22 protein-coding genes are annotated in these 25,487 nt (G+C 67.9%); 8 read left to right on the top strand and 14 right to left on the bottom strand.

The window, feature by feature from the left end:
• Nucleotides 1-6 precede the first annotated feature (6 nt).
• The 5 genes from E0E39_RS13050 to dhaK form a co-directional block, all read right to left on the bottom strand.
• A complete protein-coding gene (locus tag E0E39_RS13050) occupies nucleotides 7-750 on the bottom strand; it encodes a hypothetical protein (RefSeq protein WP_130875138.1) in 744 nt (247 codons plus the stop codon).
• A 130-nt stretch (nucleotides 751-880) separates the two neighbouring features.
• On the bottom strand, nucleotides 881-2,260 hold the full coding sequence (locus E0E39_RS13045; protein WP_130875137.1) for a hypothetical protein: 1,380 nt from the start codon (nucleotides 2,258-2,260) through the stop codon (nucleotides 881-883).
• A gap of 79 nt (nucleotides 2,261-2,339) precedes the next feature.
• A complete protein-coding gene (gene ptsP, locus E0E39_RS13040; protein WP_130875136.1) occupies nucleotides 2,340-4,742 on the bottom strand; it encodes a phosphoenolpyruvate--protein phosphotransferase in 2,403 nt (800 codons plus the stop codon).
• A gap of 3 nt (nucleotides 4,743-4,745) precedes the next feature.
• Entirely contained in the window at nucleotides 4,746-5,366 is a 621-nt protein-coding gene (gene dhaL / locus E0E39_RS13035) for a dihydroxyacetone kinase subunit DhaL (protein ID WP_130875729.1), read from the bottom strand.
• Nucleotides 5,366-6,361 carry a dihydroxyacetone kinase subunit DhaK gene (gene dhaK, locus E0E39_RS13030; RefSeq protein WP_130875135.1) on the bottom strand — a complete coding sequence of 332 codons (996 nt, stop codon included), beginning with the start codon at nucleotides 6,359-6,361 and terminating at the stop codon, nucleotides 5,366-5,368. The genes dhaL and dhaK overlap by 1 nt, the downstream gene beginning before the upstream one ends.
• Nucleotides 6,362-6,563: 202 nt before the next feature.
• Between dhaK and E0E39_RS13025 the strand changes: the two genes are divergently transcribed.
• From E0E39_RS13025 to E0E39_RS13010, 4 genes are all read left to right on the top strand, one after another.
• Complete coding sequence (locus E0E39_RS13025; protein ID WP_130875134.1) at nucleotides 6,564-7,859, top strand: adenylosuccinate synthase; 1,296 nt, start codon at nucleotides 6,564-6,566, stop codon at nucleotides 7,857-7,859.
• Between the two features lie 11 nt (nucleotides 7,860-7,870).
• Nucleotides 7,871-8,065: a YdeI/OmpD-associated family protein gene (locus E0E39_RS13020; protein WP_130875133.1), complete on the top strand. Its 195-nt coding sequence runs from the start codon at nucleotides 7,871-7,873 to the stop codon at nucleotides 8,063-8,065.
• A gap of 94 nt (nucleotides 8,066-8,159) precedes the next feature.
• Nucleotides 8,160-9,449 (top strand): ATP-binding protein, encoded by a 1,290-nt coding sequence (locus E0E39_RS13015; RefSeq protein ID WP_130875132.1) that lies wholly within the window; start codon nucleotides 8,160-8,162, stop codon nucleotides 9,447-9,449.
• 4 nt (nucleotides 9,450-9,453) lie between these two features.
• Nucleotides 9,454-9,816, top strand: coding sequence for a DUF488 domain-containing protein (locus tag E0E39_RS13010; RefSeq protein WP_130875131.1), 363 nt, complete (start codon nucleotides 9,454-9,456; stop codon nucleotides 9,814-9,816).
• Nucleotides 9,817-9,874: 58 nt separating this feature from the next.
• On the opposite strand, the gene E0E39_RS13005 is transcribed toward E0E39_RS13010, so the two are convergent.
• Together E0E39_RS13005 and E0E39_RS13000 are read right to left on the bottom strand one after the other, a co-directional pair.
• Nucleotides 9,875-11,386 carry a hypothetical protein gene (locus E0E39_RS13005; RefSeq protein ID WP_130875130.1) on the bottom strand — a complete coding sequence of 504 codons (1,512 nt, stop codon included), beginning with the start codon at nucleotides 11,384-11,386 and terminating at the stop codon, nucleotides 9,875-9,877.
• Nucleotides 11,387-11,409: 23 nt separating this feature from the next.
• The gene (locus E0E39_RS13000; RefSeq protein WP_130875129.1) at nucleotides 11,410-12,654 is read right to left on the bottom strand and encodes a hypothetical protein; all 1,245 of its coding nucleotides are present in this window, start codon (nucleotides 12,652-12,654) and stop codon (nucleotides 11,410-11,412) included.
• 151 nt (nucleotides 12,655-12,805) lie between these two features.
• On the opposite strand from E0E39_RS13000, the gene E0E39_RS15865 reads away from it, so the two are divergent.
• Complete coding sequence (locus E0E39_RS15865; RefSeq protein WP_165444796.1) at nucleotides 12,806-12,961, top strand: hypothetical protein; 156 nt, start codon at nucleotides 12,806-12,808, stop codon at nucleotides 12,959-12,961.
• Nucleotides 12,962-13,257: 296 nt separating this feature from the next.
• On the opposite strand, the gene E0E39_RS12995 is transcribed toward E0E39_RS15865, so the two are convergent.
• From E0E39_RS12995 to E0E39_RS12985, 3 genes are all read right to left on the bottom strand, one after another.
• Nucleotides 13,258-13,764, bottom strand: a complete 507-nt coding sequence (locus E0E39_RS12995) for an EXLDI protein (protein WP_130875128.1) — start codon at nucleotides 13,762-13,764, stop codon at nucleotides 13,258-13,260.
• Between the two features lie 87 nt (nucleotides 13,765-13,851).
• On the bottom strand, nucleotides 13,852-14,862 hold the full coding sequence (locus E0E39_RS12990; RefSeq protein WP_130875127.1) for a WD40 repeat domain-containing protein: 1,011 nt from the start codon (nucleotides 14,860-14,862) through the stop codon (nucleotides 13,852-13,854).
• An 85-nt stretch (nucleotides 14,863-14,947) separates the two neighbouring features.
• The gene (locus tag E0E39_RS12985) at nucleotides 14,948-16,690 is read right to left on the bottom strand and encodes a WD40 repeat domain-containing protein (RefSeq protein WP_130875126.1); all 1,743 of its coding nucleotides are present in this window, start codon (nucleotides 16,688-16,690) and stop codon (nucleotides 14,948-14,950) included.
• A 145-nt stretch (nucleotides 16,691-16,835) separates the two neighbouring features.
• Between E0E39_RS12985 and purD the strand changes: the two genes are divergently transcribed.
• The 3 genes from purD (at nucleotide 16,836) to E0E39_RS12970 (ending at nucleotide 20,965) form a co-directional block, all read left to right on the top strand.
• Nucleotides 16,836-18,062, top strand: a complete 1,227-nt coding sequence (gene purD / locus E0E39_RS12980; protein WP_130875125.1) for a phosphoribosylamine--glycine ligase — start codon at nucleotides 16,836-16,838, stop codon at nucleotides 18,060-18,062.
• A gap of 246 nt (nucleotides 18,063-18,308) precedes the next feature.
• Nucleotides 18,309-19,739 (top strand): adenylosuccinate lyase, encoded by a 1,431-nt coding sequence (purB, locus tag E0E39_RS12975; RefSeq protein WP_130875124.1) that lies wholly within the window; start codon nucleotides 18,309-18,311, stop codon nucleotides 19,737-19,739.
• 1,049 nt (nucleotides 19,740-20,788) lie between these two features.
• A complete protein-coding gene (locus E0E39_RS12970) occupies nucleotides 20,789-20,965 on the top strand; it encodes a hypothetical protein (RefSeq protein WP_207302502.1) in 177 nt (58 codons plus the stop codon).
• 60 nt (nucleotides 20,966-21,025) lie between these two features.
• Here E0E39_RS12970 and E0E39_RS12965 read toward each other — a convergent pair whose 3' ends face one another.
• The 4 genes from E0E39_RS12965 to E0E39_RS12950 all read right to left on the bottom strand — a co-directional run bounded on the left by E0E39_RS12965 (nucleotide 21,026) and on the right by E0E39_RS12950 (nucleotide 25,455).
• The gene (locus tag E0E39_RS12965) at nucleotides 21,026-22,135 is read right to left on the bottom strand and encodes an ABC transporter permease (RefSeq protein WP_130875123.1); all 1,110 of its coding nucleotides are present in this window, start codon (nucleotides 22,133-22,135) and stop codon (nucleotides 21,026-21,028) included.
• Nucleotides 22,132-23,010: an ABC transporter ATP-binding protein gene (locus E0E39_RS12960; protein ID WP_130875122.1), complete on the bottom strand. Its 879-nt coding sequence runs from the start codon at nucleotides 23,008-23,010 to the stop codon at nucleotides 22,132-22,134. The genes E0E39_RS12965 and E0E39_RS12960 overlap by 4 nt, the downstream gene beginning before the upstream one ends.
• Before the next feature lie 565 nt (nucleotides 23,011-23,575).
• Entirely contained in the window at nucleotides 23,576-24,235 is a 660-nt protein-coding gene (locus E0E39_RS12955; RefSeq protein WP_130875121.1) for a response regulator, read from the bottom strand.
• Entirely contained in the window at nucleotides 24,232-25,455 is a 1,224-nt protein-coding gene (locus E0E39_RS12950; RefSeq protein ID WP_130875120.1) for a sensor histidine kinase, read from the bottom strand. Before E0E39_RS12950 ends, E0E39_RS12955 begins: the two co-directional genes overlap by 4 nt.
• Nucleotides 25,456-25,487 lie beyond the last annotated feature (32 nt).

Below are 25,487 nucleotides of genomic sequence, written 5' to 3'. Positions count from 1 at the left end.
ACGGGGTCAGCCGTTGAGTTTCTCGACCTGGGCCTTGAAAATCTCCGTTGCCACCTCGGCGGAGGGAGATCCCTGGTCATCTGATGCCGAATGCGTACGGACCACGACGTTGATGTCACCGACGTTGCCACTGACGACGATCGACCATGGGGCCTTCCTGGGCGACGTTTCGCCCTCATAGTGCCAGATGGTCTCCGTCACGACGATGTCGCTGACGCCTGCGATGTCAGGTTCCGGCAACAGCTCCACGTTCATGGCGAAGGGCACCGAACTGGCGGTCCCGCTGGCGGAGGGGCACCTCTGCGCGTACTCCCGGTGGCTTCCGGGGGAGGACGTGGCGGAGCCCAGCATGACGGTGGCGGCCACGGCGTCACCGTCTGTCTGGGAGGCCACATCGGGATAACTGAGGCCGGTCGTGAGGCATTCGGGAGGATCGACCTCGCAGTCCCCGCAGTGGCCGAAGATGGTTCCTATGTCGTGTGGCAGCATGATCCGGTCAATTTCCTGCAGGACGACACCGGCGATCGGACCGGTCAGGAGTTTGGCGGACAGAGCGGAACCGGAGGACGCCTCGGCCGGGCTCTGGGGTGCGGCCGCTTCGGAGGATCCGGTGGCCTGCGGGGCCCGGGAATCCTGCTGTGGGGGTGTCGTCTGCTGGTCGGTGGACGACACCCCCGAGCAGGACCCCAGGGCGAGGACCGTCAGCAACGTGACGGCGACGATGGACACGCGACGAAACAGACTAAACATCGGATCCTCCTTGCGGCGGGGAAGGGTGCGGGAAGCATCGCACGCCAGCGGGTCACCCGGCCCCGGGAGAAACGGAGGACGACCTGCGAAGGGTTCGCATCCGTGATCGCGCCGGGGCCGGGTCCGGTTCTCAGCCGTTGAGCTTCTCGACCTGGGCCTTGAAGAGCGCCACGGCATCCGAGTAGGAGGCGTCCTGGTGGCCATCGAACGGGAACAGGTGGACCACGACGTTGACGTCGCCGACGTTGCCGGTGATCAGGTAGGACCTGGGGCCGATCTCGTCGGTGTTGGGGGTGCTGCCGCTCCCCGAGGTCGCGACGACGTCGGTGGCGCCGTCAATCGCGGGCGCGTCCTCCAGCCTGACGGTCTCGAAGATGGGTTCCCCGTCGACGGTTCCGGTGATCGTGGAGCACTTCTGTGCGTACTGCCTGTGCTTCTGGGGGGAGGAGGTGTCGGTTCCCAGGGCGACCCTGGCGTGGGTGGAGCCGAGGGAGCCCTCGGTTCCCGCGGTGAGGTTGTCGAGACCGGTCTGATCGCATCCGTCAGGGTCGAGTTCGTAGTCCAGGGCCTCGTAGAAGGAGTTGGAAATTGCTGCCAGTGGGCTGCGGGACTCCATTGGCGCCAGGGAGAAACCGGCCACGGAGCCGTTGACGAGTTTTGAGGACAGATTCTGCTCCGAGGCGCTCTGGGACGGCGCGGAACTGCTCGGCGACGGCGTGGAGCTGTTCTGGGAGGATGCGGACGGTGTCTGGGAAGGGGCGGTGGATTCCTCGGTGGTGCCGGTGCCCTTGAGCTTCTTGACCTGGGCCTCGAAGATCTTCACGGCCGTGTCGAGGGACGCGTTCTTGCCCGTGGAGGGGTCATCGGTGGGCGGGTATGTCTGGACCGTGACGTTGACGTCGCCGACGTTGCCGGTGATCAGGTAGGTGTAGAAGCCCGCGTCCCCTTCCGTGCCGAAGAAGCCGTGCCAGGTCTTCGTCGCGACGACGTCGATGACGCCGTCGATGGCGGGGATCTGCTGCGTCTGGATGGTTTCCAGGGCAGGCGTTTCGGTGAGCTGGTCGGTGATCTCGGCGCACTTGTTCGCGTAGTCCCTGTGCTTCCGCGGGGAGGACGTGCCGGTGCCCAGTGCGACCCGGACGTTCTCGTTCTCGGTCGTCGCCTCGGATCCCACGACGAGCTGCTCGATGCCGGTGGCCTCGCAGCCGGCGGGATCGATCTTGTGTTCCGCATCGCTGTCGTAGTAGGGGTTCTCCAGGTCCGGGAACGGGCTGCTGGCGTCCTCGTGCACCTGCACCCGGGCGAGGGTGAAGCCGGCCACCTGGCCGACCAGGAGCTTGGAGGACAGGTCGGATTCGACGACTTTCGCGTCACCGATCGACTGTGTCAGAGCAGAAGCGGCGGTGTCATCGGGGGAGGGAGTGGCGGGGATGGTGTTCGAGCAGGCGCTCAGACCGAGGGTGAGGGCGGCCAGGGAGGTGACCACGACGGTGGAGATACGATGGCTCATCGATGTTCCTTCAGTCCAGGAGTTTGCAACTGCAAATATTATGACGCAAGGGATGCCCCCCTTGTCAACCCCGAATTTTTCACCTCGGAAGGAGGATGCGAGAAACCTCCTTCCTGGCCGCGGCGGGGCCGCTCGAAGTGAGCGCGGCCTCGGCGGCTCGGCGGCAGTCCTCGACGGTGACCCGGGCCAGGGTGCGGCGCACCGGTTCCAGTGCGCGCAGTGCCATGGACAGCGACGTCACCCCGAACCCGACCAGCACGGCTGCCAGCGCGGGATCGGCCGCGGCCTCCCCGCAGACGCCGACCGGTTTGCCCGTCCGCCTTCCCGCGCGTCCCACCATGCGCAGCAGCCTCAACACGGCGGGCTGCCAGATGTCCTGGAGGTCCCCCAGGCCCGTCGCCTGACGGTCGGTGGCCATCGCGTACTGGGCGAGGTCGTTGGTGCCGATGCTGACGAAGTCCACCTCTGCGAGGATCTCCTCCGCCTGGAGGGCGGCCGAGGGAATCTCCACCATCACCCCGACCGGCCCCAGGCCGGCGGCGCGGGCCAGTTCCGCGAATTCCCCGGCCTCGGCAGGGGTGGAGATCATGGGTGCCATCACCCAGACCTCGGCATCGCTCGCCCGGGCGGCCCGGGCGATGGCCTCCAGTTGCCGGGCGAGCACCCCGGGGGACCGGATCGTGGTGCGGTAGCCGCGCACCCCCAGCGCCGGGTTCTCCTCGCCGGGCATGGTGAGGAAGGGCATCGGCTTGTCGCTCCCGGCATCCAGGGTGCGCACCACCACGCGGCGCCCGGGGAACTGTGCCAGGGCGTCGCGGTAGGTGGCGAACTGCTGTTCGAGATCCGGCTCCACCTCGGCGTCGAGGAAACAGATCTCGGTGCGGAAAAGACCGACCCCCTCGGCGCCCGCTCTCGCCGCGGCCCGGGATTCGGAGACGGACCCCACGTTGGCCAACAGGGGCACGTGAAAACCGTCGCGGGTCACGCCGGGGGCGCTCAACGGTTCAAGAGGGCAGGGCGTGGTGCGGGCACCGGCGCGCTGCGCCTCGTCGGGGGAGACGATCACCTCACCCGATGCGCCGTCCACCAGCACCTCGGCCCCGTCGGGAATCGCGAGTGCGTCGCGGAAACCCACCACCGCGGGGATGCCCATGCTGCGGGCCAGGACCGAGGTGTGGGAGGTGGGGCCACCATCCACGGTGACGATGCCCAGGCAACGCTCCCGTTCGAGGGATGCGGTGTCGGATGGCGCCAGATCCTGTGCCACCAGCACGAAAGGTTCCCCGGACTCCGGGATCCCCGGCATGGGACGATCCGTCAGGCGGCAGACGACGCGGTCGCGGATGTCGGTGATGTCGGTGGTGCGTTCCGCGAGGAGCCCGCCCGCCGCGTGCAACCGCTCCACGATGTCGTTGGTGGTTCGCCACATCGCCGTCGCGGCACCCACGTGCAGGGCCTCCATCAGGGCCTGCGCCGATCGGAGCAGCTCGGGATCGCGGGTCAGGGTGGCGGTGGCCCGCATGATCTGGGCCGCATCATCCCCGGAGTCGTCGGCCCGCGCCTCGTAGTCGGCGGCGACCTCCTCCAGCGCGGCCATCAGGCGGTTCTTCTCCCCGGGAAGTTGTGAAGTTCGCAGGCGGGACTCCATCGGGGGATCGACCAGCGGGGCCGCCATCAGCCGGGCGGGGCCCACCACCCGTCCCGGACTGACCCCCAGCGGGCCGGTCGGCGTCACGACGGTCGGTCCCGGGGGTCTTGCGAGCTCCCCGAAACCATCCGCGATCAGGGAGGCTAGGGCAGTCACCGCCTCGGCGGCCTGCGGGCCGCGGGCCCCGATCCACACCTCGTCGCCCTGCCGGGCGTTCAGGGTGGCCAGGGCGATCGGTGAGGTCGCCCCACCCTCCAGGCCGTGGCAGCGCAGCCGCACCTCTGCATCGAATTCTCGGGCCGCGGCGACCAGCAGGGCAGCGGGCCGGGCGTGCAGACCGGATGCGTTGTGGAGCGTGACCCGGGTCTCCGCGTCGGCCACCCACAGTATTTCGCCGGTTTCCTCCGCCGGCTCGTCATCCGGGTGGGGCTCCATCCCCAGCGCGGACAGTTTCGGGGCGAGCGCGGCACGTGCCTCGTCGGCGACCTCCTCCAGGGTGCCGCCCGTGGCGGAACGCACGGCAGCGGCCAGCAGACCCTCGACGAACGGGGCCGCGACCAGGATCGCGTTCACGTCCTCGACCAGATCCATGGCGAACTCGGCGCTCAGTACCGCGGATCCCAGGTCCATCAGGACCACCACCCCGGCGCCCCCGTCGGCGGCCCGGAGCGCCTCCGCCACCCGGGTGGCGTCCGTGCCGAACCTGCCGTCCCGGGTCCCGGCGGCGATCACGATCTCCGGTCGTGGCCCGTGCAGCATCTGCAACGACAACTCCACCGCGGCCTCGGCGAGCGGACGGGAGTGGGAGACGACGACGAGCCCGACCAGAGCCACGGTTCAGCTCTCCTCGACGGCGGCCACGAGGGCCTCGAACAGATAGGTGGTGGAGGTGGCTCCCGGGTCCTGGTGCCCGGCGGAGCGCTCCCCCAGGTAGGAGGCGCGGCCCTTCGTCGCGACCAGCGGGATGGTGGCGTCCCGGCCCTGCCGCGCTGCCGCGAGGGCGGCCTCGGCGGCCGCCAGCGGGCCGTCGTCGACGTGCGACTCGAAGGCCTCGACCGCCGGTGTCAGGGCGTCGATCATGGTCTTCTCGCCGACGGCCGCCTTGCCGCGCGCGATCACCCCGTCCCTCCCGGCCGCCAGGGCGTTCGCGAAGGTGGGCAGGGACACGTCCTCGACCTCACCCAGCTTCGCCCCGAACTTCATGAAGAAGGTGCCGTACAGCGGCCCGGCGGACCCGCCGACGGTGCTGACCAGGGTCATGCCGACGGACTTGAACATCGAACCGAGGGGGGAGGTGGGGTCGAGTTTGCCCAGGACCGCCGTCATGCCGCGGGCCATGTTGGTGCCGTGGTCGGCGTCGCCGATGGCCGCATCGAGGTCGGTGAGGAGGTCCTTGTTGCTCTCGACGAGGGCAGCGAAGGCCCGCAACCAGGCCATGCACTGCTCGTGGGTGAACATCACAGTCCCCACCGCAATCCCGCCGTCCTGACGGGCGCGTCCCACAGGGTCAGCAGCTCGTCGTCGGCCTTCAGGACGGTGACGGAACATCCCGCCATGTCGAGGCTGGTGATGTAGTTGCCCACCAGGTTGCGCGCCACCCGCACCCCGGCGGCGTCGAGGAGGGCCTTGACCTCCCCGTACATCAGGTACAGCTCCATGAGCGGGGTGGCGCCCATGCCGTTGACCATGACGACGGTCTCCGAACCGGCGAAGTCGTGATCCGCGAGGATCGGCTCCACCAGCTGGCGGGCGATGTCCTTCGCGCCGGTCAACGGCTCGCGGTGCCTGCCCGGCTCACCATGGATGCCGATGCCGATCTCCATCTGGTCCTCGGGCAGGTCGAAGGTGGGTCTTCCCGCGGCGGGGACGGTGCAGGAGGTCAGCGCCATGCCCATGGAACGGCCGTTCTCGGTGACCTTGTTCGCCACCTCGACCACCGCATCCAGGTCACGGCCCTCCTCGGCCGCTGCCCCGACGATCTTCTCCAGCAGCACCGTCAACCCGACCCCGCGGCGACCCGCGGTGTAGAGCGAGTCCTCCACCGCGACATCGTCGGCCACCACCACCGTCTCGACGCGCACCCCCGCATCGGCTGCCAGTTCCGCGGCCATCTCGAAGTTCATGACGTCACCGGTGTAGTTCTTCACGACGTGCAGCACCCCCGCACCCGCATCCGTGCCGACGGTGGCCGCCAGGATCTGGTCGGGGCTGGGAGACGTGAACACCTGACCCGCGCAGGCCGCGTCCAGCATCCCGACCCCGACGAAACCGCCGTGCAGCGGTTCGTGACCGGAACCTCCCCCCGAGATCACCGCGACCTTTCCGGCGCGGGTGGGGGTTGCGCGGAAGATCACGCGGTTCTCGTGATCGACCCGGACGTTCTCGTCTGCGGCATCCACGCCCCTGAGGGCCTCGGACAGAACCTCGTCGGGCGAGTTCATCAACTTCTTCATCGGGGTGCTCCTGCTTCATTGCGGACCGTTTACCCTCGATGCTCGCGCGAAACCGCTTGTGAATCAAGCAAAGAGCGTGCGTGCTGCACGAGCGTGCCGGGCCGGCGGCCATGAGGGCACGAACTTTCGGCTGGGGTTGTGGTGCCGGTATGGGTAGGATGCGGCGGTAAGGCCCCGGCTTTGCTGGGGCTTGCTTCGTGTCTTGGAGGAATCAATGCCTGGTGTTGTCGTGGTCGGAGCCCAGTGGGGCGACGAGGGCAAGGGCAAAGCAACCGATCAACTGGGGGATCGCGTCGACCTGTGTGTGCGCTACTCGGGAGGCAACAACGCGGGCCACACCCTCGTGGTCGGGGGTGAGACCTTCGTCATGCACCTGTTGCCATCCGGGATCCTCAACCCCGGCACCACGACCGTGATCGGCAACGGCGTGGTGGTGGACCTCGACGTGTTCGCCGAGGAGCTGCAGACCCTCGTCTCCCGCGGGGTCGAGGTGCCGCACCCGCTGATCAGCGCCAACGCCCACATCATCACCGAGTACCACAAGGTGCTCGACAAGGTCACCGAACGCTTCCTGGGCAAGCGGCGCATCGGCACCACCGGCCGCGGCGTCGGCCCCGCCTACTCCGACAAGGTCAACCGGATGGGGGTGCGCATCCAGGACATCTTCGACGAGTCGATCCTGCGGCAGAAGGTCGAGGCCGCCCTCGACCAGAAGAACCAGCTGCTGGTCAAGGTCTACAACCGCCGCCCCATCGAGGCCGACGCGATCGTCGAGGCGCTGCTGGCTCACGCCGAGACCATCCGGCCGCACGTCATCGACTCCGGACGGTTTATCAACGACGCCCTCGACCGCGGCGAGGTGGTGCTGTTCGAGGGGGCCCAGGCCCACCACCTCGACGTCGACCACGGCACCTACCCGTACGTGACCTCGTCGAACCCGATCGCGGCGGGCGCCTGTACGGGGGCGGGGGTCGGTCCCACCCGCATCGACCGGACCATCGGCATCGCGAAGGCCTACACCACCCGCGTCGGCGAGGGGCCGTTCCCCACCGAGCTGCACGACGAGGACGGTGACAGGCTGCGTCGCGACGGCGGCGAGTTCGGGGCCACGACCGGCAGGCCGCGTCGCTGCGGCTGGTTCGACGCGCTCGTGGTGGAACAGGCCGCGAAGATCAACGGTTTCACCGACATCTTCCTCACCAAACTGGACGTCCTGTCCGGCTGGGAGAAAATCCCGGTGTGCGTGGCCTACGACGTCGACGGGACACGCCACGACGTAATGCCCGTCACCCAGTCCGATTTCCACCACGCCACACCGGTCTACGAGGAGCTGCCCGGCTGGGGCGAGGACATCTCCACCTGCCGTCGCTTCGAGGATCTGCCGGCGAACTGCCGGGCCTACGTGAAGCGCCTGGAGGAGCTGATCGGCTGCCGCATCTCCGGGATCGGGGTCGGTCCGGGACGCGAACAGACCATCATCATCAACGATCTCCTGTGAGAGGCCCTGCCATGGACACCACCCCGATCATCGTTCCGCCCCCACTGGATGCGGCCCTCGCCGGCGACGGGGAGCTGCTGGCCGCCTGGGAACGGCTTCCTCCCAGTCATCGGCGGGAATGGATCAGGAGCATCGAGGACGCGAAGCGTCCCGAGACCAAGCAGCGCCGCGTGACCCAGCTGCGGGATAGGCTCCTGGGAAGCTGAACCATCCAAGATCGTGTCGGCTTTTGGGCCGGTTTGGTCGGGGAAGGGGTCCGATTCCCCCGAGCTGAACGAAGGTTAGGTGAGTATTGGGCACATGGCCTCGGTGGGATCTCGCAGGAAACGCACGAAACTGAACTGGTCCGGAAAATCCTCCGGCACCACCCCGGACCTGGCGCGCCCCGAGGCTCTCCAACTGGTCAGGAGATACCTCGAGGCATCCGGGGAAACGGAGTCCCGTGACCTCGCCGCCTCGCCCGACCCCGAACTCCTGCAACGTCTGGGAGCGGTCGGCGAGGACGGAATGCTCACCAACGCTGCCTGGCTGATGTTCGTGGGCAACGGACGCCCGGTCATCGAGTACCGGCTCAGGGGCGGACACAGGGAGCTGCGGTTGAGCGGGGAGCTCTCCGCCCTGGAGCAGCTGACGCTGGTGCTCGATGCCGTCCGCCGGAACAACCCCGAGGCCCGGATGCCCGACTGGGCGGAGGAGGAAACCGTCCCCGCCCTGAACGCCCAGGCGGCCCGGGAAGCCGTCATCAACGGGGTGGTGCACCGCGACTGGACCGTCGTGCACGCCACCGAGGTGGAGCAGGAGCACCGTTTCGGGGCGTTGAGGGTGCGCAGTCCGGGGGGATTCGTCGGGGGCTTCGGGGAGTACAACGTCTTCTCCCGGCCGCCGTTCCAGCGCAACGCGCATCTGATGAAGCTCCTGAAGCCACTCGGGCTTGTGGAGGGCCGGGGGATGGGGGTGCGCAGGATGGTCACGGGGCTGGCCAGGAACGGCCAACCCGCCCCGACCTTCCGGGAGGTGGAGGGCAGCAGCGTCGAGGTGCTCCTGGGAGGGCGCCCCCCCGATCCCGCATGGCAGCTCTGGATCGCAGAACTCGGGTGGCCACGGGAGCTGGAGGACCACCGCCTGCTGTTGCTGCTGCGGCGAGTCGCGGATCACCGCTGGATCGACATCAGGACCGCGGCCAGGATCACCCACGCGAATGAAATCCTGGCCCGTACGCTGCTGAGAAAACTGGGCAGCATCAAGGTCTCCGGTTCCTGGTTGCTCGTTCCGGTCGCCGGTGTGCCGCCGGAGGGACCCGAGGTGTGGACCCTGTCCCAGCCTGCACGGGAGGGACTGACGGCGCTGTACGACCGGGTGAAGTTCGCCATGCCGGGACGCGACCGGCAGGCCGTGGCGCGCAGCTACGTACAGTCGAGGGGCAGGCTGTCCACGACGGAGCTGGGATCGATCCTCGGCATATCGGCGGCGGGGGCGGTCCCGCTGATCCAGAAACTGGAGCGAACCGGGGTGGTCCGGCCCGCATGGGCCCACCGCAAGGGCCGCGGATTCCACTACGTCTTGAAGGATCCGGTTTCGGGGGAAGGATGAAGCCATGACCTTGTGGCGCATCAAACGTATATACGAGGAACCCGCCGAGACGGACGGCTACCGCGTTCTCGTCGACCGGCTCTGGCCGCGCGGGATCTCGAAGGAGGCCGCGCACCTGGACGAGTGGTGCAAGGACGTGGCGCCGAGCACCGAGGCGAGACGTGACTTCGGGCACGACCCGGCCCGGTTCGAGGAGTTCAGGGCCCGCTACCGGGCCGAGCTGGAGGCCTCCGGCGCGGCCGGGGCCCTGGCGGCAAGACTCGCCGACCGACCGGTCGCGACGCTGTTGTACGCGGCCCGTGACCAGGAGACCAATCATGCGGTGGTGCTGCAGGAGGTCCTGAGCGACCCTCGGGGTTCCGCCTGAGGCCGTGTTCGCCGCCCCGTGACTGCCGCGTCGCGTTCGCCACGCAGTTCTTGCCCCGTCAGGGCGTGGTGCTGGGTGCCTCGGGCGTGGGGGAAGGGGGCCCGGACGGTGTGGCCGATTCCGCCGGGGCCTCCAGCCACTCGGTTGCCGGGTAGAAGATTCCCGTCGCTGCGAGACCCCATGCGGTGACCGCGACGGACCCGCCCCAGGCCACGCCCTGGACCTCGCCGATGTCCTGTTTGGTGGTCAGGGAGATGATCCGGAGTTTCCCGTTCTCCTGCTGCGCCTTGAATCTTTCGGGAGTGGTGTAGACGACCTCGCCGAAGACGCAGGCCGCGCCCGGGATGGCCTGCTCGGAGGAGTCCCAGGACAGCATGGGGGTCGCGGAGCCGGGCTGGCGCACGGAGAAGACGGGTTGGCTCGTGCTGTTGAGGAGGATGAGTTCGCGCTGGTCCGTGTTGATGGGGGCGTTTATGCCGGCATAGAAGAAGTCATGGCTGTCCTCATGGAACGTGACGGTCTCGCCCGTGCTCAGGTTGCGCGCGCGGGCGGCGTGTTTCTCGGTCAGGACGACCCGTTTCCTGGGACGTTTGGTGATGGTGTCGTTGTAGTAGAGCCAGTCGCCTCGAACCAGCGCGGCGCTCCAGTCCGTCATGGTCTCCATGGCGCCGGTGGCCAGGTAGATGATGACGTCCTCGCTCTCCTCGGTGCCGGGCACGTCCTGCGTGGCGGTCAGCGCCTCACCGCAGGCGTGCATGTAGCGATGGTCCTCGGCGAGAAGGGTGCTCGCGTCGAACTGGACGGACAGGTCCGCGGCGCTCAGGCGCAGCCCCAGGCCGCCGGTGCCGGTCTCCAGCGAGTCGCCGTCCGCCGACAGCAGGAGGGCGCTGCGGTCCGCGTTGAAGGACAGCGAAAAAGGCCGGGAGAGGTCTGAATCCAGGCGAGTGTCGATCATGTAGGAGTCGCTCACCCGCGCGGATGCTGCGATCGTGCCGTCGGCCAGGGTGATCTTCACCAGGTCGACGGGGCAGGTGAAACCGGTCTGGTCGCTGTCGTCGGAGAGCAAAGGGATTCCGACGACGAGGTAGGCGTGGGTGTCGTCGATGAGAGCGGGGCCCGCGACCACGGCGGTGTCGGGTTTCTCCGGAGTGGCCGTGGGAATCTGCGTGGGAGGGGAAAAGCCTTCCACCGTGACGGCCCGGGTGGTCCAGGCCCCCTGCCCGTCGGGTAGAACTGCCCAGGTGGTGGGGCCCCGTAGGTCGACGACCACGGGGCAGTGGCCGCCGCGGATGGTGTCCTTCAGCTCCTTGACGTGCACGCTGCCGCACAGGTAATGGGTCCGGGCGGCCGTGATGGAGCCTGCGATGTTGGCGTCGGGCCACAGCGGCTGTTCGGAGAAGGACGTGGGGGTCGCCGATTCGCTCGGCGGTGATGGCAGAGGGGCGCGCGTGGGGCTCTGCATGGGCGCTACGGACGGCGTGGGAACACCTCCGGGAGTGTTGTTGGAACAGGCTCCCAGGGCTGCCAGTGCGCCCGTGGATGCGGCGGTGAAGAAGGTGCGGCGACGCATGAGAGGACTCCTCGGATACCTGGTCAGGACTCGGTGCTGGTCGGCTGGGGTGCGCTCGGGGATGGTGATTCCGTCGTGGGGGTGTGATCGCCCCAGGCGGTTGCGGCGTGGAAGCCGGAGGAATTGGCGATCCCCCAAGGAGTGACGACGTCCTCGACGCCGTTCAACAATCTGCTTCCATGTTCCTCTGTCTCGGTGATCTTCGCTCCGGTCGTCAATGAGATGAGGTCGATGTGGTGATTGCTCGTTCTCTCGGAATCGTCCGGGTCGTAGCAGGTGTAGAGGACATCGCCCAGGACGCTGGCGCCCTCGGGTATTTTCTGGTCTCCCGCTGTCCAGCTGAGTATGGGGGATGCGGCGCCGGGAAGACGCACGATCAACTGGTTCACGCGGTCTCTTCCATCATGCGTGGTGCCCGAGATGATGGCCTGTTCATCCGATGTTATCGAGGGCCAGGAGATTCCGTATCCGACTTCTTTGCTCCATACGCCCTGCAGCTCGACGGTCTGGCCGGAGGCCAGGTTTCTGGCTCGAGTTTTCTTGTCAGATCCGAGAACATCGTGATCGTAGTAGTACCAACCGTCACGCACCATGATCGGGTCGTTCTTCTCTCCGGCGAATTCGTATTTGCCGTCGGCAAGGAAGATGATCATCTCGCTCGGGGAGGTCGCATATTTGCTGCCGACCGCCTGCCCGTAGGAGGTGACGACGGTGGCGCGCTTGCTGTTCAGGATGGAGTGGGCATCGAACTGGATGGACAGGTCCTCCGCACTCAGCCGCAGCGCGACGTAATCCGACCTGCCCTTCTGCGTGGCCGACAGCTGAGGGTCCCCGTTGCCTCCTGCCAGGAGCAGGGCGGCGCGGTCGGTGGAGAAGGACAGGTTCATGTCGCTGACCCCCTTGGCGAGGAAGCGATCGCTGACGGTCGTGGATGCCACCACGGAGCCGTCGGACAGGCGGATCTTGAGCATGACCACCGGGCAGGTGGCCGTGTCGTCGACGCTGGTGGTGTTCGAGTCGTCATCCTGCTGGGCCAGCACGCCGATCACGAGATAGGCGTGGGCGTTGTCGAGCAGGGCCGGGCCGGCCCAGAGCCTGGTGGGGGCCTTGATGTTGTTCCTTTCCTTGTCGTAGCGGTCGGTCAGTTCCACCTCCTTGGTGATCCATGTTCCCGTCTCGTCGAGGGTGACCGCCCGGGTCGTGGGACCCGCCACGTCGGCGATGGCGGCGCAGCGGCCCGACGCGAAGACATCCCGTAGCTCGTCCACTGCCACGTTGCTGCACAGGTAGTGGTCGTGGACGGCCGTGATGCTGACGTCGAGATTGACGCCCGGCCAGCTGGCTCGTTCCGTGAATTTGTGGGGAATGGCGTTGGGGCCGGGAGGAGGAGTTTGGGCTGGAGGTTTTTCGGAAGGAGACGTGCACGCACTGATGACAGATGAAACTGAAACCATTCCTGCGGTTATTAAAAAGGTGCGACGGCGCATGGAACTCCGGGTGAAAACAAGAACATCGGTGAGGTTGTCGGGAAAGATGATTCTGGTCTTTCCCCAGCCGGTTGCAATGACCGGTTGATGTCACCAGTGTAAATGAGGTGGGGGTCATTGAGGCTTGTTCACAGGATGCTGGTTGAGCCAGCTCGTGAGCGCCAGCGAACGGCTGTGTCGAAACCACCCGGCGGCCGAGAAGCACACTCGGACCCCGGAGTCCTCGGATACCCGCGGGGTGGTTTCGAGGTGGACTGCTCCTTCGTCGCGGTCCGGCTCAACCAGCTTCGGAGAGGCCATGAATAAGCCTCATTGTTGCGTCGGTTCGGGTTCCGGGCCGGAGGTTTCGGAGGGCGTGTCCCGGGATGACCTTTGCAACAAGACCTAGATGTCGAGTTCCTCGAGGGGGGGAATCTTCTCGGCAGCGGCGACCCGGTCCGCCAGCTCCGGTTCCTTCTCTCGCAGTTGATCGAGAGTGTCGTAGATCTCGAGGGTGCGGTCGCCGCGGACCCAGAAACTGTGGGTCCACGTGAGGGGGTCGCGCCAGAGACGTTCTCCCTGGCCCTCCCATTCGGCCGGGTCGGCAATGACCTTCTCGTGAACGGCGTACCGGTTCTGTTTGGTGAGGTAGACGAACCGGACGCGGACCCCGTTGTCGATCTTCTCCTCGAGGCGGAGCAACTTCCGGCCGGTGAAGCGGACCTTGTGGCTGACGCCGTCGTCGTCGATGGTCAGGTCGATGACCGTCATCCCCTCGTTGCGCAGCACCGCCCTGGCCATGTATTCGCTCAGGGCGATCGCGATGGCGTGGGACAGGCCTCCGGGCTCCTGCGCGGCTCGTTCGAAGAGCTCTTGATCGCTTTCCGAGACGTAGATCGTTCGTCGTGGCATGGGGTAAGTATATGCATACGTATACTCACCATCTGCCAAGGGAGGGTCGCGTGTGCACGCGGAGGCCCCGGTCGGTGGCCGCGGGGTTCATGCCGCATCGACCTCGGGGAGCCGCACCATCCGCCAACCGTTGTCCAGGCCGACCACCACCCCGTCGGGAACCGGTGCGATCGCCCGGACCGGTTGCCTGAAGTGGGTCTCGTGGAGTTGATCACCGGTTGCGGGGTCCGTCACCCGAACCGTGCCGTCGCCATGTCCCGTGGCGATCCGTAGCCCGGGCAGGGACGTCCCGAGACCGGGCTCGAGCCCCGAGGGAAGCCGGTAGGAGGCGACTTTCCGTTCGGCCTGCGGATCCCACAGCGTGTAGCCGCCGTCCTCGTCGATCACCACCAGCAGTGTCCGTTCCGGCGCGGTGTGGGCGGTGACGCTGTTCAACCGATCGTCAGGCCCGGTCAACCGTCCCACCCGGCGACCGGCTTCCGGGTCCCACAGCAGGGTGACGCCGTCGCCGCTGGAGGCGAGCCGTGGCTGCCCGTCGGGGGTGAGCCAGGCGGCCAGGTCAACCACCGCGACCTCGTCGCCGATGAGCGCAAGCCCGTTCTGCTCCCCGGACTCGGGATCGATGACCCGGATGCCCGCGTCGCCACAGGTGACCGCGATCCGGGGGCGACCCGACGCGGTGTTCCACGCCACCAACCGCGACCCCGCGTCCGCTTCCGCGACCAGCAGCTCACCGATCCGGTTACCGGTGACCGGATCCTGGACGTGGATCTCACGGCCGGCCGTGAGCACCGCGAGCCGTGGACTCCCGGCGCTCGAGACGAAGGTGGTCAGGCCGACGGGGTTGCCGCTGATCGACAGCCTCCGCAGCCGGCGTCCCGAATCGGCGTCCCAGACGCAGACGAAACGTTTGCGACCGAGGGTGACCACCCGTGATTTCCCGTCCGTGGTGGTGAAGGTCGCAATCGACCTGACGGCACCGCGTCGTCGCGTGTGCCAGAGCCGGGCCAGGGCCACCGCCCCCAGGGTGGTGGCGGCGACGATTTTCCTCGGGATGCGACGCATCCGGATCAGCCTCCCGGGCTCGTGACGTCGCATGTCATCCGGCGTTCTCCGGAGCGGGCGTTCGGGTCTGTCATGGCCTGAACAGTACCCGGCGTCAACGACAAAACGGAGGCGGAGTTCATACCCCCAGGGGCAGTCGCAGCAGCGCCCAGCCGTCGTCGAGGCTCACGGCCAGATCCCCGTAGCGCAGCGACATGATGGTCTCGGTGTAGTCCAGGGCGTGCATGGCGTAGGTCATCCTGCCCGTCGCGATGTCCCAGAACCTGATGGAGCGGTCGAGCCCGGACGTGACCAGACGGGTGCGGCCCTCCCGGTTCGTTCCCACCAGCACGACGTCGCAGAGGTTCTCCTCACCGCTGCTGAGACGGCCCAGCTGCCGGCCGTTGCCGGGGTCCCAGACGCGGACGATGTAGTCGTCCCCGGTGGTCACCAGCCGGGGTTCGCCGTTCGCGGCGGAGAAAGCGCCCACGCGGGTCATCGGGCAGGGCGGTCCCTGCAGGGGTCTGCCGATCTGTCGCCCCACGTCGGGATCCCAGATGCGGATGGCGCCCTCGTCGCCGACGGATGCCAACCATGCGTCGCCGTGACGGGTGGTGAAGGTGCTCAAGGCCCTGACCGGCCCGGCGTGGCCCGTCAGTGACCGGCCGACCTGGGTGCCCCGGATCGGATCCCAGAGCCGGATGCTGCCGTCGCTGCTGGCCGTGGCCAGCCGGATCTCCCCGAACGGTGTGGTCCAGGACAGGATGTCGTTGATGCGTGCGGCGTGCCCGGTCAGGGGGTCGCCGACGATCTGTCCCGAATCGAGATCCCAGATTTGCAGGATCTCCTGTTCCGCGACGGCGAGCATCTGCTTGCCCTGCTGGGTGGTGAACCGGGCGCTGCACGTCTCGGCCCAGAGCTGCCCGGGGCAGGCGTTCAAGGCCCCGACCCACTGGCCCGTGTCGGTTTCCCAGATCTGGAGGACGTCGTCGTAGGGGTGGCTGATGGTGCCGACCCGGGGCGATCCGTCGCTGGCCGTGAACCAAGTGATCACCTGCATCTCGTCCAGTTGCTCGACGAACCTCGCCGCCGGACGTGACTTGGAGGCCGGATCCCAGACCCGGATGGTGTGGTCGTGGGAGGCGGAGGCCAGCAGCGGACGACCGGCGGGGCCGTAGAAGGAGGAGACCGCCGTCACCTGGAAATCGTGGCCGCGCAGCGGGACCCCGACCTCCTCGCCGGTCGCGCGATCCGTGATCTTGACGTTGTTCTCGTCGGGGGAGGCCAGCAGGGTTCGACCGTAGGCGTCGGTGAACGTCGCCTCGCGTCTGGCGGAGATGCCCGAGAGTGGCGAGTCGACGGGTTCGTCGGTCTCCTCGCCGGTGCCGGGATCCCAGGTGCGCGTGGTGGCGTCGTCGCTCTCGGAGACGAGCAGGGGTCGGCCGTCGCGGGCGTTGCAGCGGGAGAGATCGGTGACGTCCCCGGTGTGCCCCGCAAGCGTCAGATGCGGGGTCTGGGGACGTCGAACGGCCTGGCGGACGAACCACGTGGATTCGTCGACGGCGCTCGGCGGCATGGACGTGAACCAGGCCGTTGCGAGCTGCCGGATGCCCTGCCGGTCCTGCGGGTCCGCGTCGCGCAGCAGATGGCTGGCGGCCAGCATGCCCGCGACCCTGGGGGGCAGCGAGTACCGCCCGAAGGCGTCATGCATGATCCGCTGGGTCAGTTCGCGAGGGTTGATACGGTCCATGGCGAGCTCGTTCTCGGCCAGTTCCTGCAGCCACGCCTGCACACCCGAACGGGCGGGAAGCGTCGCCTCCTCGTCGTGGGGGATGTCTGCATGCATGGCGAGATGGGCAGGTGATCCCGGGTGGATGCTCATCTGGCTCCTCGTGCCTCTAGTCGCCGATGGTTACAGGTTAATCGAGACTCCGGTACGGCGAAGGAGATCCCCTGTCGGCCGAACGCCCGACAGGCCGGGCCGGTGGGCGCCGGGAACCCGGTCGTGCAACCTCTAAGCTCAGGGTGTGACCACTGTTCTGCTTCTCGGCTCCGGCGGGCGCGAACACGCCCTGGGCCGCGCCCTCGTCGCCGATCCCTCCGTACAGCTTCACGTGGCCCCCGGGAATCCCGGGCTGGCCGGGATCGGGACCCTGCACGCCGCCGACCCCTCCGACCCCGCGGCCGTGGTTGCGCTGGCCCGGCGGGTCGGGGCCGAGCTGGTGGTCGTGGGGCCGGAGGCGCCCCTGGTGGCGGGGGTGGCCGACGCCGTCCGGGAGACGGGCATCGACTGCTTCGGGCCGTCCGCGGCGGCCGCCGAGCTGGAGGGCTCCAAGGCCTTCGCCAAGGACGTGATGCGCACCGCCGGGGTGCCGACCGCCGACGCCCGCGTGTGCGCGACGCCCGGTGAGGCCGCCGCCGCCCTCGACGCTTACGGCCCGCCGTACGTCGTCAAGAACGACGGCCTGGCGGCAGGCAAGGGGGTCGTCGTCACCCCCGACCGCGCCGCCGCCCTGGCGCATGCCGAGGCCTGCGGGAAGGTGGTGATCGAGGAGTTCCTTGACGGGCCTGAGGTGTCGCTGTTCGCGATCTGCGACGGCGTCACCGCGGTGCCGCTGCTGCCCGCTCAGGACTTCAAACGCGTCGGCGACGGCGATGCCGGTCCCAACACCGGCGGAATGGGGGCCTACTGCCCGCTGCCGTGGGCGCCGGACGGGCTCGTCGAGGAGATCACGACCCAGGTGATCGACCCGACGCTGCAGGAGATGAGGCGCCGGGGCACGCCGTTCACCGGGCTGCTGTACGCGGGGCTGGCGCTGACCGGGCGCGGGGTGCGGGTGGTGGAGTTCAACGTCCGGTTCGGCGACCCCGAGACCCAGGCCGTCCTGGCCCTCCTCGAAACCCCTCTCGCCGATGTGCTGCGCGCCGCGGCCCGCGGCGAACTGGCCTGCCTGCCGCCGTTGCGGTGGCGCGACGGCGCCGCAGTGGTGGTCGTCGAGGCGGCACGGGGATACCCGGGCACCCCGGTCGGGGGAGGGGGCATCGACCTGCCCGCCGACACCGACCTCACCTGGACCGTGCACGCCGGGACGAAATCCGTTGACGGGCGGTTCGTCGCCTCCGGGGGGCGGGTGCTGGGGATCGTCGGGCTGGGAGAGGATCTCGACCAGGCCCGCGCTCGCGCCTACGACCACCTGTCGCAGGTGGACTTTCCCGACGGCTTCCACCGCACCGACATCGGCATCCCACACTGACAGAGCCTCCCCCGAAGCTGGTCGTGTCGATGGTGGTTGAGCCGGCCTACGAGCGTCAGCGAGTGGGTCGTGTCGAAACCGTGGTGGCTTGGGGTTGGGTCTGTTCTCCGGGCGCGGGGTGGTTTCGACTCGGACTGCTCCTTCGTCGCGGTCCGGCTCAACCGGCTTGAAGGGGTGCTCCGCCACCTCCCATGAAACCTCCGGATATCGGGCGAAACAAGCGGTGGAGACAATAGAGTTGCCCGCATGAGCGTCCCCAACGTGCTGGCCACCCGTTACGCCTCCGCGCAGATGCGCGCCATCTGGGCGCCCGAGGCGAAGGTGGTCGCCGAGCGGCGGCTCTGGCTGGCGGTGCTGCGCGCCCAACGCGACCTGGGCGTCGGCTTCGGGGGGGCCGACCCGGACGAGGTGATCGCCGCCTACGAGGCGGTCGTCGACGAGGTGGACCTCGACTCCATCGCGGCCCGCGAACACGTCACCCGCCACGACGTCAAGGCGCGGATCGAGGAGTTCAACGCCCTCGCCGGGCACGAACACGTCCACAAGGGCATGACCTCGCGCGACCTCACCGAGAACATCGAGCAGTACCAGGTCCTGTCCTCGCTGCGCGTGATCCGCGACCGCGTCGTCGCCGCCCTGGCGCAGCTGGCCCGGCTGGCCGTCGCATGGGCCGAGCAGCCGCTGACCGGTCGTTCCCACAACGTCGCGGCCCAGATCACCACCCTGGGCAAGCGGTTCGCCACCGCCGCCGACGAACTGCTGGTGGCCTATCGGAGACTGGAGGAGCTGATCGCCCGCTACCCGGCGCGCGGCATCAAGGGGCCGGTCGGAACCGCCCAGGACATGCTCGACCTCCTCGGCGGCGACGCCGACAGGCTGGCCGAGCTGGAACGCCGGGTCACCTCCGAGCTGGGTTTCGAGGCCGTCCTCACCTCCACGGGGCAGGTGTATCCGCGCAGCCTCGACTACGACGTCGTCACCGCGCTGGCGCAGACCGCCGCGGCCCCGTCGAACGTGGCCACCACCATCCGCCTGATGGCGGGCCTCGAACTGGTCACGGAGGGTTTCAAGGAGGGACAGGTCGGCAGCTCCGCCATGCCCCACAAGATGAACACCCGCTCCTGCGAGCGCGTCAACGGGCTGGCGGTGATCCTGCGCGGTCACGTCTCCATGATCGGCGAACTGGCCGGCGACCAGTGGAACGAGGGCGACGTGTCCTGCTCGGTGGTGCGGCGGGTGGCGCTGCCCGACGCGTTTTTCGCGCTCGACGGGCTGTTCGAGACCTTCCTCACCGTGCTCGCCGACTTCGGGGCCTTCCCCGAGGTGATCGCCGCAGAGCTGGACCGGTACCTGCCCTTCCTGACCACCACGAAGGTGCTGATGGCGGCGGTGCGCAGAGGAGCGGGCCGCGAGGAGGCCCACGAGGTCATCAAGGAACACGCGGTAGCCGTCGCGCTGGAGATGCGCCACGGCACGAGGGCCAACAACCTCCTCGATCGCCTCGCCGCCGACCCCCGCCTCGGGCTGACCCGCGACGAACTGGGCGCGCTGGTCACCGATCCCCTCGACCTGGCGGGTACCGCAGGGGCGCAGGTGGCGCGGGTCGCCCAGCAGGTCGCCGTCATCGCCGATGACCACGCCGAGGCGGCCGCATACCGCCCGGGAGCCGTGCTGTAGGGGGAGGAAGTCCGCATTTACGGGAGGTGGGGATCCCGGAGAAGGCCCGGGAGGGCGTCCTCCCGTCAACCTAATGAGGATTATTCACAGAGGTCGGTTGGGCTGAGTTGACCCCTCGCTCCAGTGGTTTGCTGGCCTTACCGATGTTTTGCTGGGCTTGTTCACGTTTGCCTGCGCTGTGAGGCCAGCAAACGTGAACAAGCCCAGCAAACCAGGATTAGAGCCAGCAAAACAGCGCTAAGGCCAGCAAAGCCTCCTTGTTGTGGAGCCCTGACGTCATCGCTTGGAGTCATGTCAAGGGTGGTGACTGGAAGCGTCGGATCACGCCACTCGTCGGCGGGGTCGAGGAACTGGCACCATGAAGCGCGAAGCTCGGCTCACCGACCGTCCGGAAGGCTGCCGAGCTCACTTCACACCGCTAGTGCCATGCGCATCTCCAGTATAACCCGAACAAGGGGTGGCTTCCCCAACGGGTCTGCTACTTGGCTGCGGGGTGGTTTCGACACGGCTGCTTCTTCGTCGCGGCCCGGCTCAACCGGCTTGAGGGGAGGGAAGTTGGTTGAGCCGGACCGCTCGCTCTGCGAGCCGGCCGTGTCGAAACCAGGGCGACCGTGGTCGGAGAGCTGGGATGCTGCCCGACCCGATCGTCTCCGGAAGAACGCCTCTCAGGCTCACCGCCCGGTATTCTTGGGTTTCCGCCGCGTCTGCGCCCCCGGAGGGTTAGCATTCCAGGATCATCAGGAACTTCAGAGGAGCGTCATGAGTCAGTCTCCCCGGAACATTGACCCGCCGGGGCCGGATCCTTCGGGTGGCGGAGCACCTGGCTCCGTCTTCAGCGAAGCGGTCAAACCGGTCGACGCTTCAACCGGATCCGCTACCCAGAAGCCCTACCAGATGGAAGATCCCACCGCCGTCAATCGCTACCTGTACGGACCCGAACAGTCGTCTTCCAGCTACGATCCCTATGCCGCGGGCGGGTTCCCGTCCCAACGCTGGGAGGACCCGAACCGTGACAGTGTTGCGAGCTGGGTGGGGGGGTGATACTGCTCATGGCCATCCCCCTGGTGAATTTCGTCACGGTCCTGGTGATGGCGCTCTCGTCGAGCTTCTCGCGCGCCAAGCAGAACTTCGCCCGCGCCATCCTGCTCGTGATCGGGATCTCCCTGGGATTGATGCTTCTCGTCGGCCTGATGTTCGGGGCAATGTTCTTCACCAGTCGCCGCTGACGCGGCCAAGGGGCCGCCGACCGGTTCCTGTCCGGTCGACGGCCCCTTCTTCCGGGAAGATCACGAGGTGGCGGTGAGGGCCTCCCGCCACTTCAGGGGTTTGCCGGTGCGCAGCAGTCCGCGGTCGTAGATCCGGGCCGCGAGCCAGACCGTCGCGACGGTTGTGAGGATGAGCAGCGCCAGCGAGGCGAAGGGCTCCCAGCCGGCGCTCTGGCCGAGGAAGATGCGCACCGGGACGGCCACCGGGGCGGAGAACGGGATGTAGCTCATCACCGTCATGGCCAGGGGATTGCTGGTGCCGACGGCGACGCCGAGGTAGGGCAGCATCACGAGCCAGCTGAGGGGCTGCAGCGCGGTGTTGAGGTCCTCGGTGCGGGAGACCAGCGCGGCCGCCGCCGCGTACAGGGCCGCAATCATGACGAACCCGAACAGGAACAGGACGACGAACCAGACGATGGGCCACACGAGGTTCGCCACCGGCAGGACGCTGCCGTTGATCGCCAGTCCCCCGAGGACGGTGGCCGCGATGGCGAGGATCTGCGCCAGCGCCGCGGCGGAGTTCCCGATGATCTTCCCGGTGAGCAGTGCCTTCGAGGAGATGCTGGCCAGCAGGATCTCGACGATGCGCGTCTGTTTCTCCTCGACCACCGAGTTGGCGATGCCCATGCCGAAGACCATGGCCGCCATCATCCACACCATGCCGAAACCAAGCCCCAGGAAGTAGCGGAGCATCGGATGCGGGGCGTTGGGGTCGAGCAGCTGCACGTTCGGGGACACCGACAGGGACGAGAGCAGGCCGGTCGGGGCGTCCCGGAGCGACAGCACCTCGATTCCCAGCGGGTTCGACGCGTCCGGGACCACGGCCGCCTTCGCGTCCTCGGAGAGCACGGCGCTGCGGGCCGCGTCCTGGTCCGCGACCTCGATCACCTCGACGTTCGGCAGGTTCCTGAGCCGCGGGGCGAGGTCGGCGGTGGTGGCGACGGTGGTGGTGCCGCCGTCCATCCACTTTCCGATCTGCGGGGTGAAGACGACGGCGAGGAACATGACCGCCAGGGTGATGATCGTCGAGACGATGAACGACTTCGACAGGCACCGCACCACGATTTCCCGTTTGGCGACGATACCGACGGTGCTCCAGAAGCTCGGACGGGTGGGGGTCTGGGTGTTCACTGGGCCATCTCCTTGTAGATCTCGTGCAGGCTGCGGGTCACGCGCTGGAAGGTGCTGACGGTGCCGCGTTCCAGCGCGGCGGCCAGGACGCGGTTGGCGGTCTGTTCGTCGGGGGCCTGGAACCGGACGTAGCCGCCGTCGAACTCGACCACCGGGACGATGTCACGCACCCAGCCGGTGTCGGCGCTCGTCTCCAGGTCCCACTCGTTGCCGGTGTTGGCGGCCTGGAGCTCGGCGCGGGTGCCGTTGGCGCGGATCTCGCCCCGGGAGATGACCACGAGCTGGTCGCAGAGCCGCTCCACCACGTCGAGCTGGTGCGAGGAGAACAGGACGGGGGCGCCCGTGGCGGCGACCTCACGGAGCACGTCGACGGTGATGTCCACCGAGTCCGGGTCGAGACCGGAGAACGGTTCGTCGAGGATCAGGGCGTTGGGCCGGTGGATGAGGGCCGCGGCGATCTGCACCCGCTGCTGGTTGCCGAGCGACAGCGACTCCAGGGTGTCGGTGGGTTTGCCGTTGAGCCGGAGGCGTTCCAGCAGCTCCAGGCCGTAGCGACGGGCCTCGGTGGCGTCGCTGCCGTGCAGCTGGGCCAGGTAGACCAGCTGGTCGATGATCTTCATCTTCGGGTACAGGCCGCGCTCCTCCGGCATGTAGCCGATGGTGGCGCGCTGATCGGCGTTCATGGGTTGACCGTCGACCAGCACCTGCCCCTCGTTGGCCGCCAGCACCCCCAGGATGATCCGCATGGTCGTGGTCTTGCCGGCCCCGTTGCCGCCGACGAAACCCGTCATGAGGCCGGGCCTGATGTCGAAGGAGACGTCGTTCAACACATGCTTGTCACCGAAGAACCGGTGAACGTTCCGTACGCTGATCATGGCCTCAACGCTACGGATCGGGACCCGGTCGGCGCTTCCCGCGGCAGGGGGAAATCCGTCCTCCCCCGTGCGGGGGAGGTGGAGCGGTGACATCGCTCTCCCAGGTGGCCCTACCGTTGTTTTGACGGGTCTGCTCTGGGCAGGATCGCGGTTCCGCAGCACTCAACCCGATTTAGCACGGTTTTGGGGCCATTTTTGGTGTTGAGTGCTGCGGAACCCGGTAAACCTCCCACGACCACAGGTTGAGCATGGGCTTCCTCAGCCAACAGCGGCTGAATCAGATCCACCCCTCCGAGGCGCTTCCCTGCACAACACTTGCCTTGTCGCCGTACGCCAGCGCTATGGCGCAAGCGTTCGACCGTAAAGCAAGCGTTCCGTTGGAGAGGCAGGCTGATGGCGGTAAGGCCAGCGTTTCCGTCGGTTCGGATGGTGGTGAATGGGTTTTCAGTGCCTGGGATGTGGTGGTTCAGTTGGTTTGTTGGGCGCCGGGTGGTTTCGACTCGGACTACTCCTTCGTCGCGGTCCGGCCCAACCAGCTTGGGGAGGGGAACACCTGCGGTCCGGCTCAGCCCGATCGGGGTATGAGGTTGTTCTCGTAGGCCCAGATGACCGCGTTGATGCGGTCGCGCAATCCCAGCTTGGTGAGAATGTTGGAGACGTGGGTCTTGACGGTCTCGGTGCTGACGAACATCTCGGAGGCGATCTCGGCGTTGCTGAGGCCGCGTGCCAGGTGCAGCAGGGTGTCGTGTTCGCGTTCCGTCAGCACCTCGGCGGCGGTCCTGCCGGGGGAGTGGGGTTCCCGGCGGGGCGCGGTGAAGCGTTCGATGACCCGGCGGGTGACCTGCGGCGACAGCAACCCTTCGCCGCGCCCCAGGATCTGCACGGCCTCGATGAGTTTCTCGGCCTCCGCGGTTTTCAGCAGGAATCCCGACGCTCCCGCCTGGAGGGTCTCGAACAGGAAGTCGTCGCGGTCGAAGGTGGTCAGTATCAGCACGGCCGAGCCGCAACCCCGGGACGTGAGTTCGCGGGTCGCCTCGATCCCGTTCATCCGGGGCATCTGCACGTCCATGCAGACCACGTCGGGATGCAGTTCGAGGGCCAGTTCGACGCCCCGGGTGCCGTCGCCCGCCTCGCCCACCACCTCGATGCCGGGTTCGGTCTCCAGGATGGTCTTGAAGCCGGTGCGGATGAGGGGCTGGTCGTCGACCAGCAGGACCCGGATCATGCGACCGCCCTCGTCGGGATCTCCGCCCGCACCCGGAAACCACCCCTGGGCTTCGACCCGGCCTCGAGCCTGCCCCCGAGGGCGGTCACGCGTTCCCGCATCCCCACGAGCCCTGTGCCGGTGCCCGGAATGGTGCGTCGCATCCCGAAGCCGTCGTCCGAGACCTCCAGCTCGACGGAATCCTTCCGGGAGCGCAGGCGGACGGCGACGCTGGCGGTCGGGCCGGCGTGCTTGGCGGCGTTGGTGAGGGCCTCCTGCGCGATCCGGTAGAGGGTCAGCTCCACCGCGGGGCTGAGTTCGGGCAGCTCCCCGATCGTCTCGTAGCTGACGTGGGCCTCCGCGAGTCGCGCGGACTCAACCAGGCCGGGTATGTCCTCCACCGTCGGCAGGCCCTCCTCCGCGGCGGTGGTCTCCCGCAGGGTGAACACCATCGAACGCAGGTCGTTCACCGCCTGTCGCGCGCTGGACTCGATCTGTTTCAGCGACTTCTCGGTGTGTTCCGGATCCCTGCCCAGCAGGCGCCGGGCGGCCGCGGCCTGCACCGACATGGTGGTGACGTGATGGGCGACGACGTCGTGCAGCTCGCGGGCGATCCGGAGCCTTTCCTCCTCGATGGCGCGGGCGATCAGCTCTGCCCGCAGCGCCTTGATGTTCCTGTTGGCCTCGACCAGTCCCTGGCGTTCCAGGGCCTGCTGCCAGGTCCGGTCGCCGAAGATCCATGCGCCCGCGAAGAAGGCGAGGTTGATCACCAGATAGAGGGTGAACAGCGCCGCCAGGGTGGTGGCGGAGGCGAACTGCACGTTCAGTTTCGCCGACCCGAGGTTGACCAGGATGCTCAGACAGACGTTCAACCCCATGGCGATGCTGATGACGGTCCGGGTGGCCAGAGCCGCCCCGCGCCGGGCCGACCACGCCCCGATCGAGTAGAACGACAGGAAGAGCGTGACCTGGGACGCGTAGAGATCCATCCCGGTGGTGTTGGCCAGGGCGATGTAGAGCGCGTTGACGGCGATCCCGGAGGCCAGCGGGTGGCTTCGCCGCCAGACCAGGGGAAGGGGAAGCAGCAGACAACCGATCAGCTGGGCCTCAAGGGGCGTGGCGAAGGTCGTCGAGCCCAGGACGAAGGTCAGCCAGACCATCAGGCACCCCACCACTGCGGCCACGGCGGTGATGATCAGGTCCTGCCTCAGCCAGTTCTCGGGCAGTGCGCGTGAAGCCATGGTGCGATGGTAGAGGTTCCTCGCGCAGGTGC

Origin of the sequence: [Pseudopropionibacterium] massiliense, assembly GCF_900607225.1 — a bacterium.
Taxonomy (GTDB): Bacteria; Actinomycetota; Actinomycetes; order Propionibacteriales; family Propionibacteriaceae; genus Arachnia; species Arachnia massiliensis.
Note: the sequence above shows the minus strand (reverse complement) of the source record. Positions and strands in the feature narration are given on the sequence as shown.

Excerpts from the sequence above, each read along its gene's own strand:
- E0E39_RS13050 (WP_130875138.1), bottom strand. The coding sequence starts at position 750 with ATGTTTAGTCTGTTTCGTCGCGTGTCCATCGTCGCCGTCACGTTGCTG.
- E0E39_RS13045 (WP_130875137.1), bottom strand. The coding sequence starts at position 2,260 with ATGAGCCATCGTATCTCCACCGTCGTGGTCACCTCCCTGGCCGCCCTC.
- dhaL (WP_130875729.1), bottom strand. The coding sequence starts at position 5,366 with ATGTTCACCCACGAGCAGTGCATGGCCTGGTTGCGGGCCTTCGCTGCC.
- dhaK (WP_130875135.1), bottom strand. The coding sequence starts at position 6,361 with ATGAAGAAGTTGATGAACTCGCCCGACGAGGTTCTGTCCGAGGCCCTC.
- E0E39_RS13020 (WP_130875133.1), top strand. The coding sequence starts at position 7,871 with ATGGACACCACCCCGATCATCGTTCCGCCCCCACTGGATGCGGCCCTC.
- E0E39_RS13015 (WP_130875132.1), top strand. The coding sequence starts at position 8,160 with ATGGCCTCGGTGGGATCTCGCAGGAAACGCACGAAACTGAACTGGTCC.
- E0E39_RS13010 (WP_130875131.1), top strand. The coding sequence starts at position 9,454 with ATGACCTTGTGGCGCATCAAACGTATATACGAGGAACCCGCCGAGACG.
- E0E39_RS13005 (WP_130875130.1), bottom strand. The coding sequence starts at position 11,386 with ATGCGTCGCCGCACCTTCTTCACCGCCGCATCCACGGGCGCACTGGCA.
- E0E39_RS12995 (WP_130875128.1), bottom strand. The coding sequence starts at position 13,764 with ATGCCACGACGAACGATCTACGTCTCGGAAAGCGATCAAGAGCTCTTC.
- E0E39_RS12990 (WP_130875127.1), bottom strand. The coding sequence starts at position 14,862 with ATGCGACGTCACGAGCCCGGGAGGCTGATCCGGATGCGTCGCATCCCG.
- E0E39_RS12985 (WP_130875126.1), bottom strand. The coding sequence starts at position 16,690 with ATGAGCATCCACCCGGGATCACCTGCCCATCTCGCCATGCATGCAGAC.
- purB (WP_130875124.1), top strand. The coding sequence starts at position 18,309 with ATGAGCGTCCCCAACGTGCTGGCCACCCGTTACGCCTCCGCGCAGATG.
- E0E39_RS12970 (WP_207302502.1), top strand. The coding sequence starts at position 20,789 with ATGGCCATCCCCCTGGTGAATTTCGTCACGGTCCTGGTGATGGCGCTC.
- E0E39_RS12960 (WP_130875122.1), bottom strand. The coding sequence starts at position 23,010 with ATGATCAGCGTACGGAACGTTCACCGGTTCTTCGGTGACAAGCATGTG.
- E0E39_RS12955 (WP_130875121.1), bottom strand. The coding sequence starts at position 24,235 with ATGATCCGGGTCCTGCTGGTCGACGACCAGCCCCTCATCCGCACCGGC.
- E0E39_RS12950 (WP_130875120.1), bottom strand. The coding sequence starts at position 25,455 with ATGGCTTCACGCGCACTGCCCGAGAACTGGCTGAGGCAGGACCTGATC.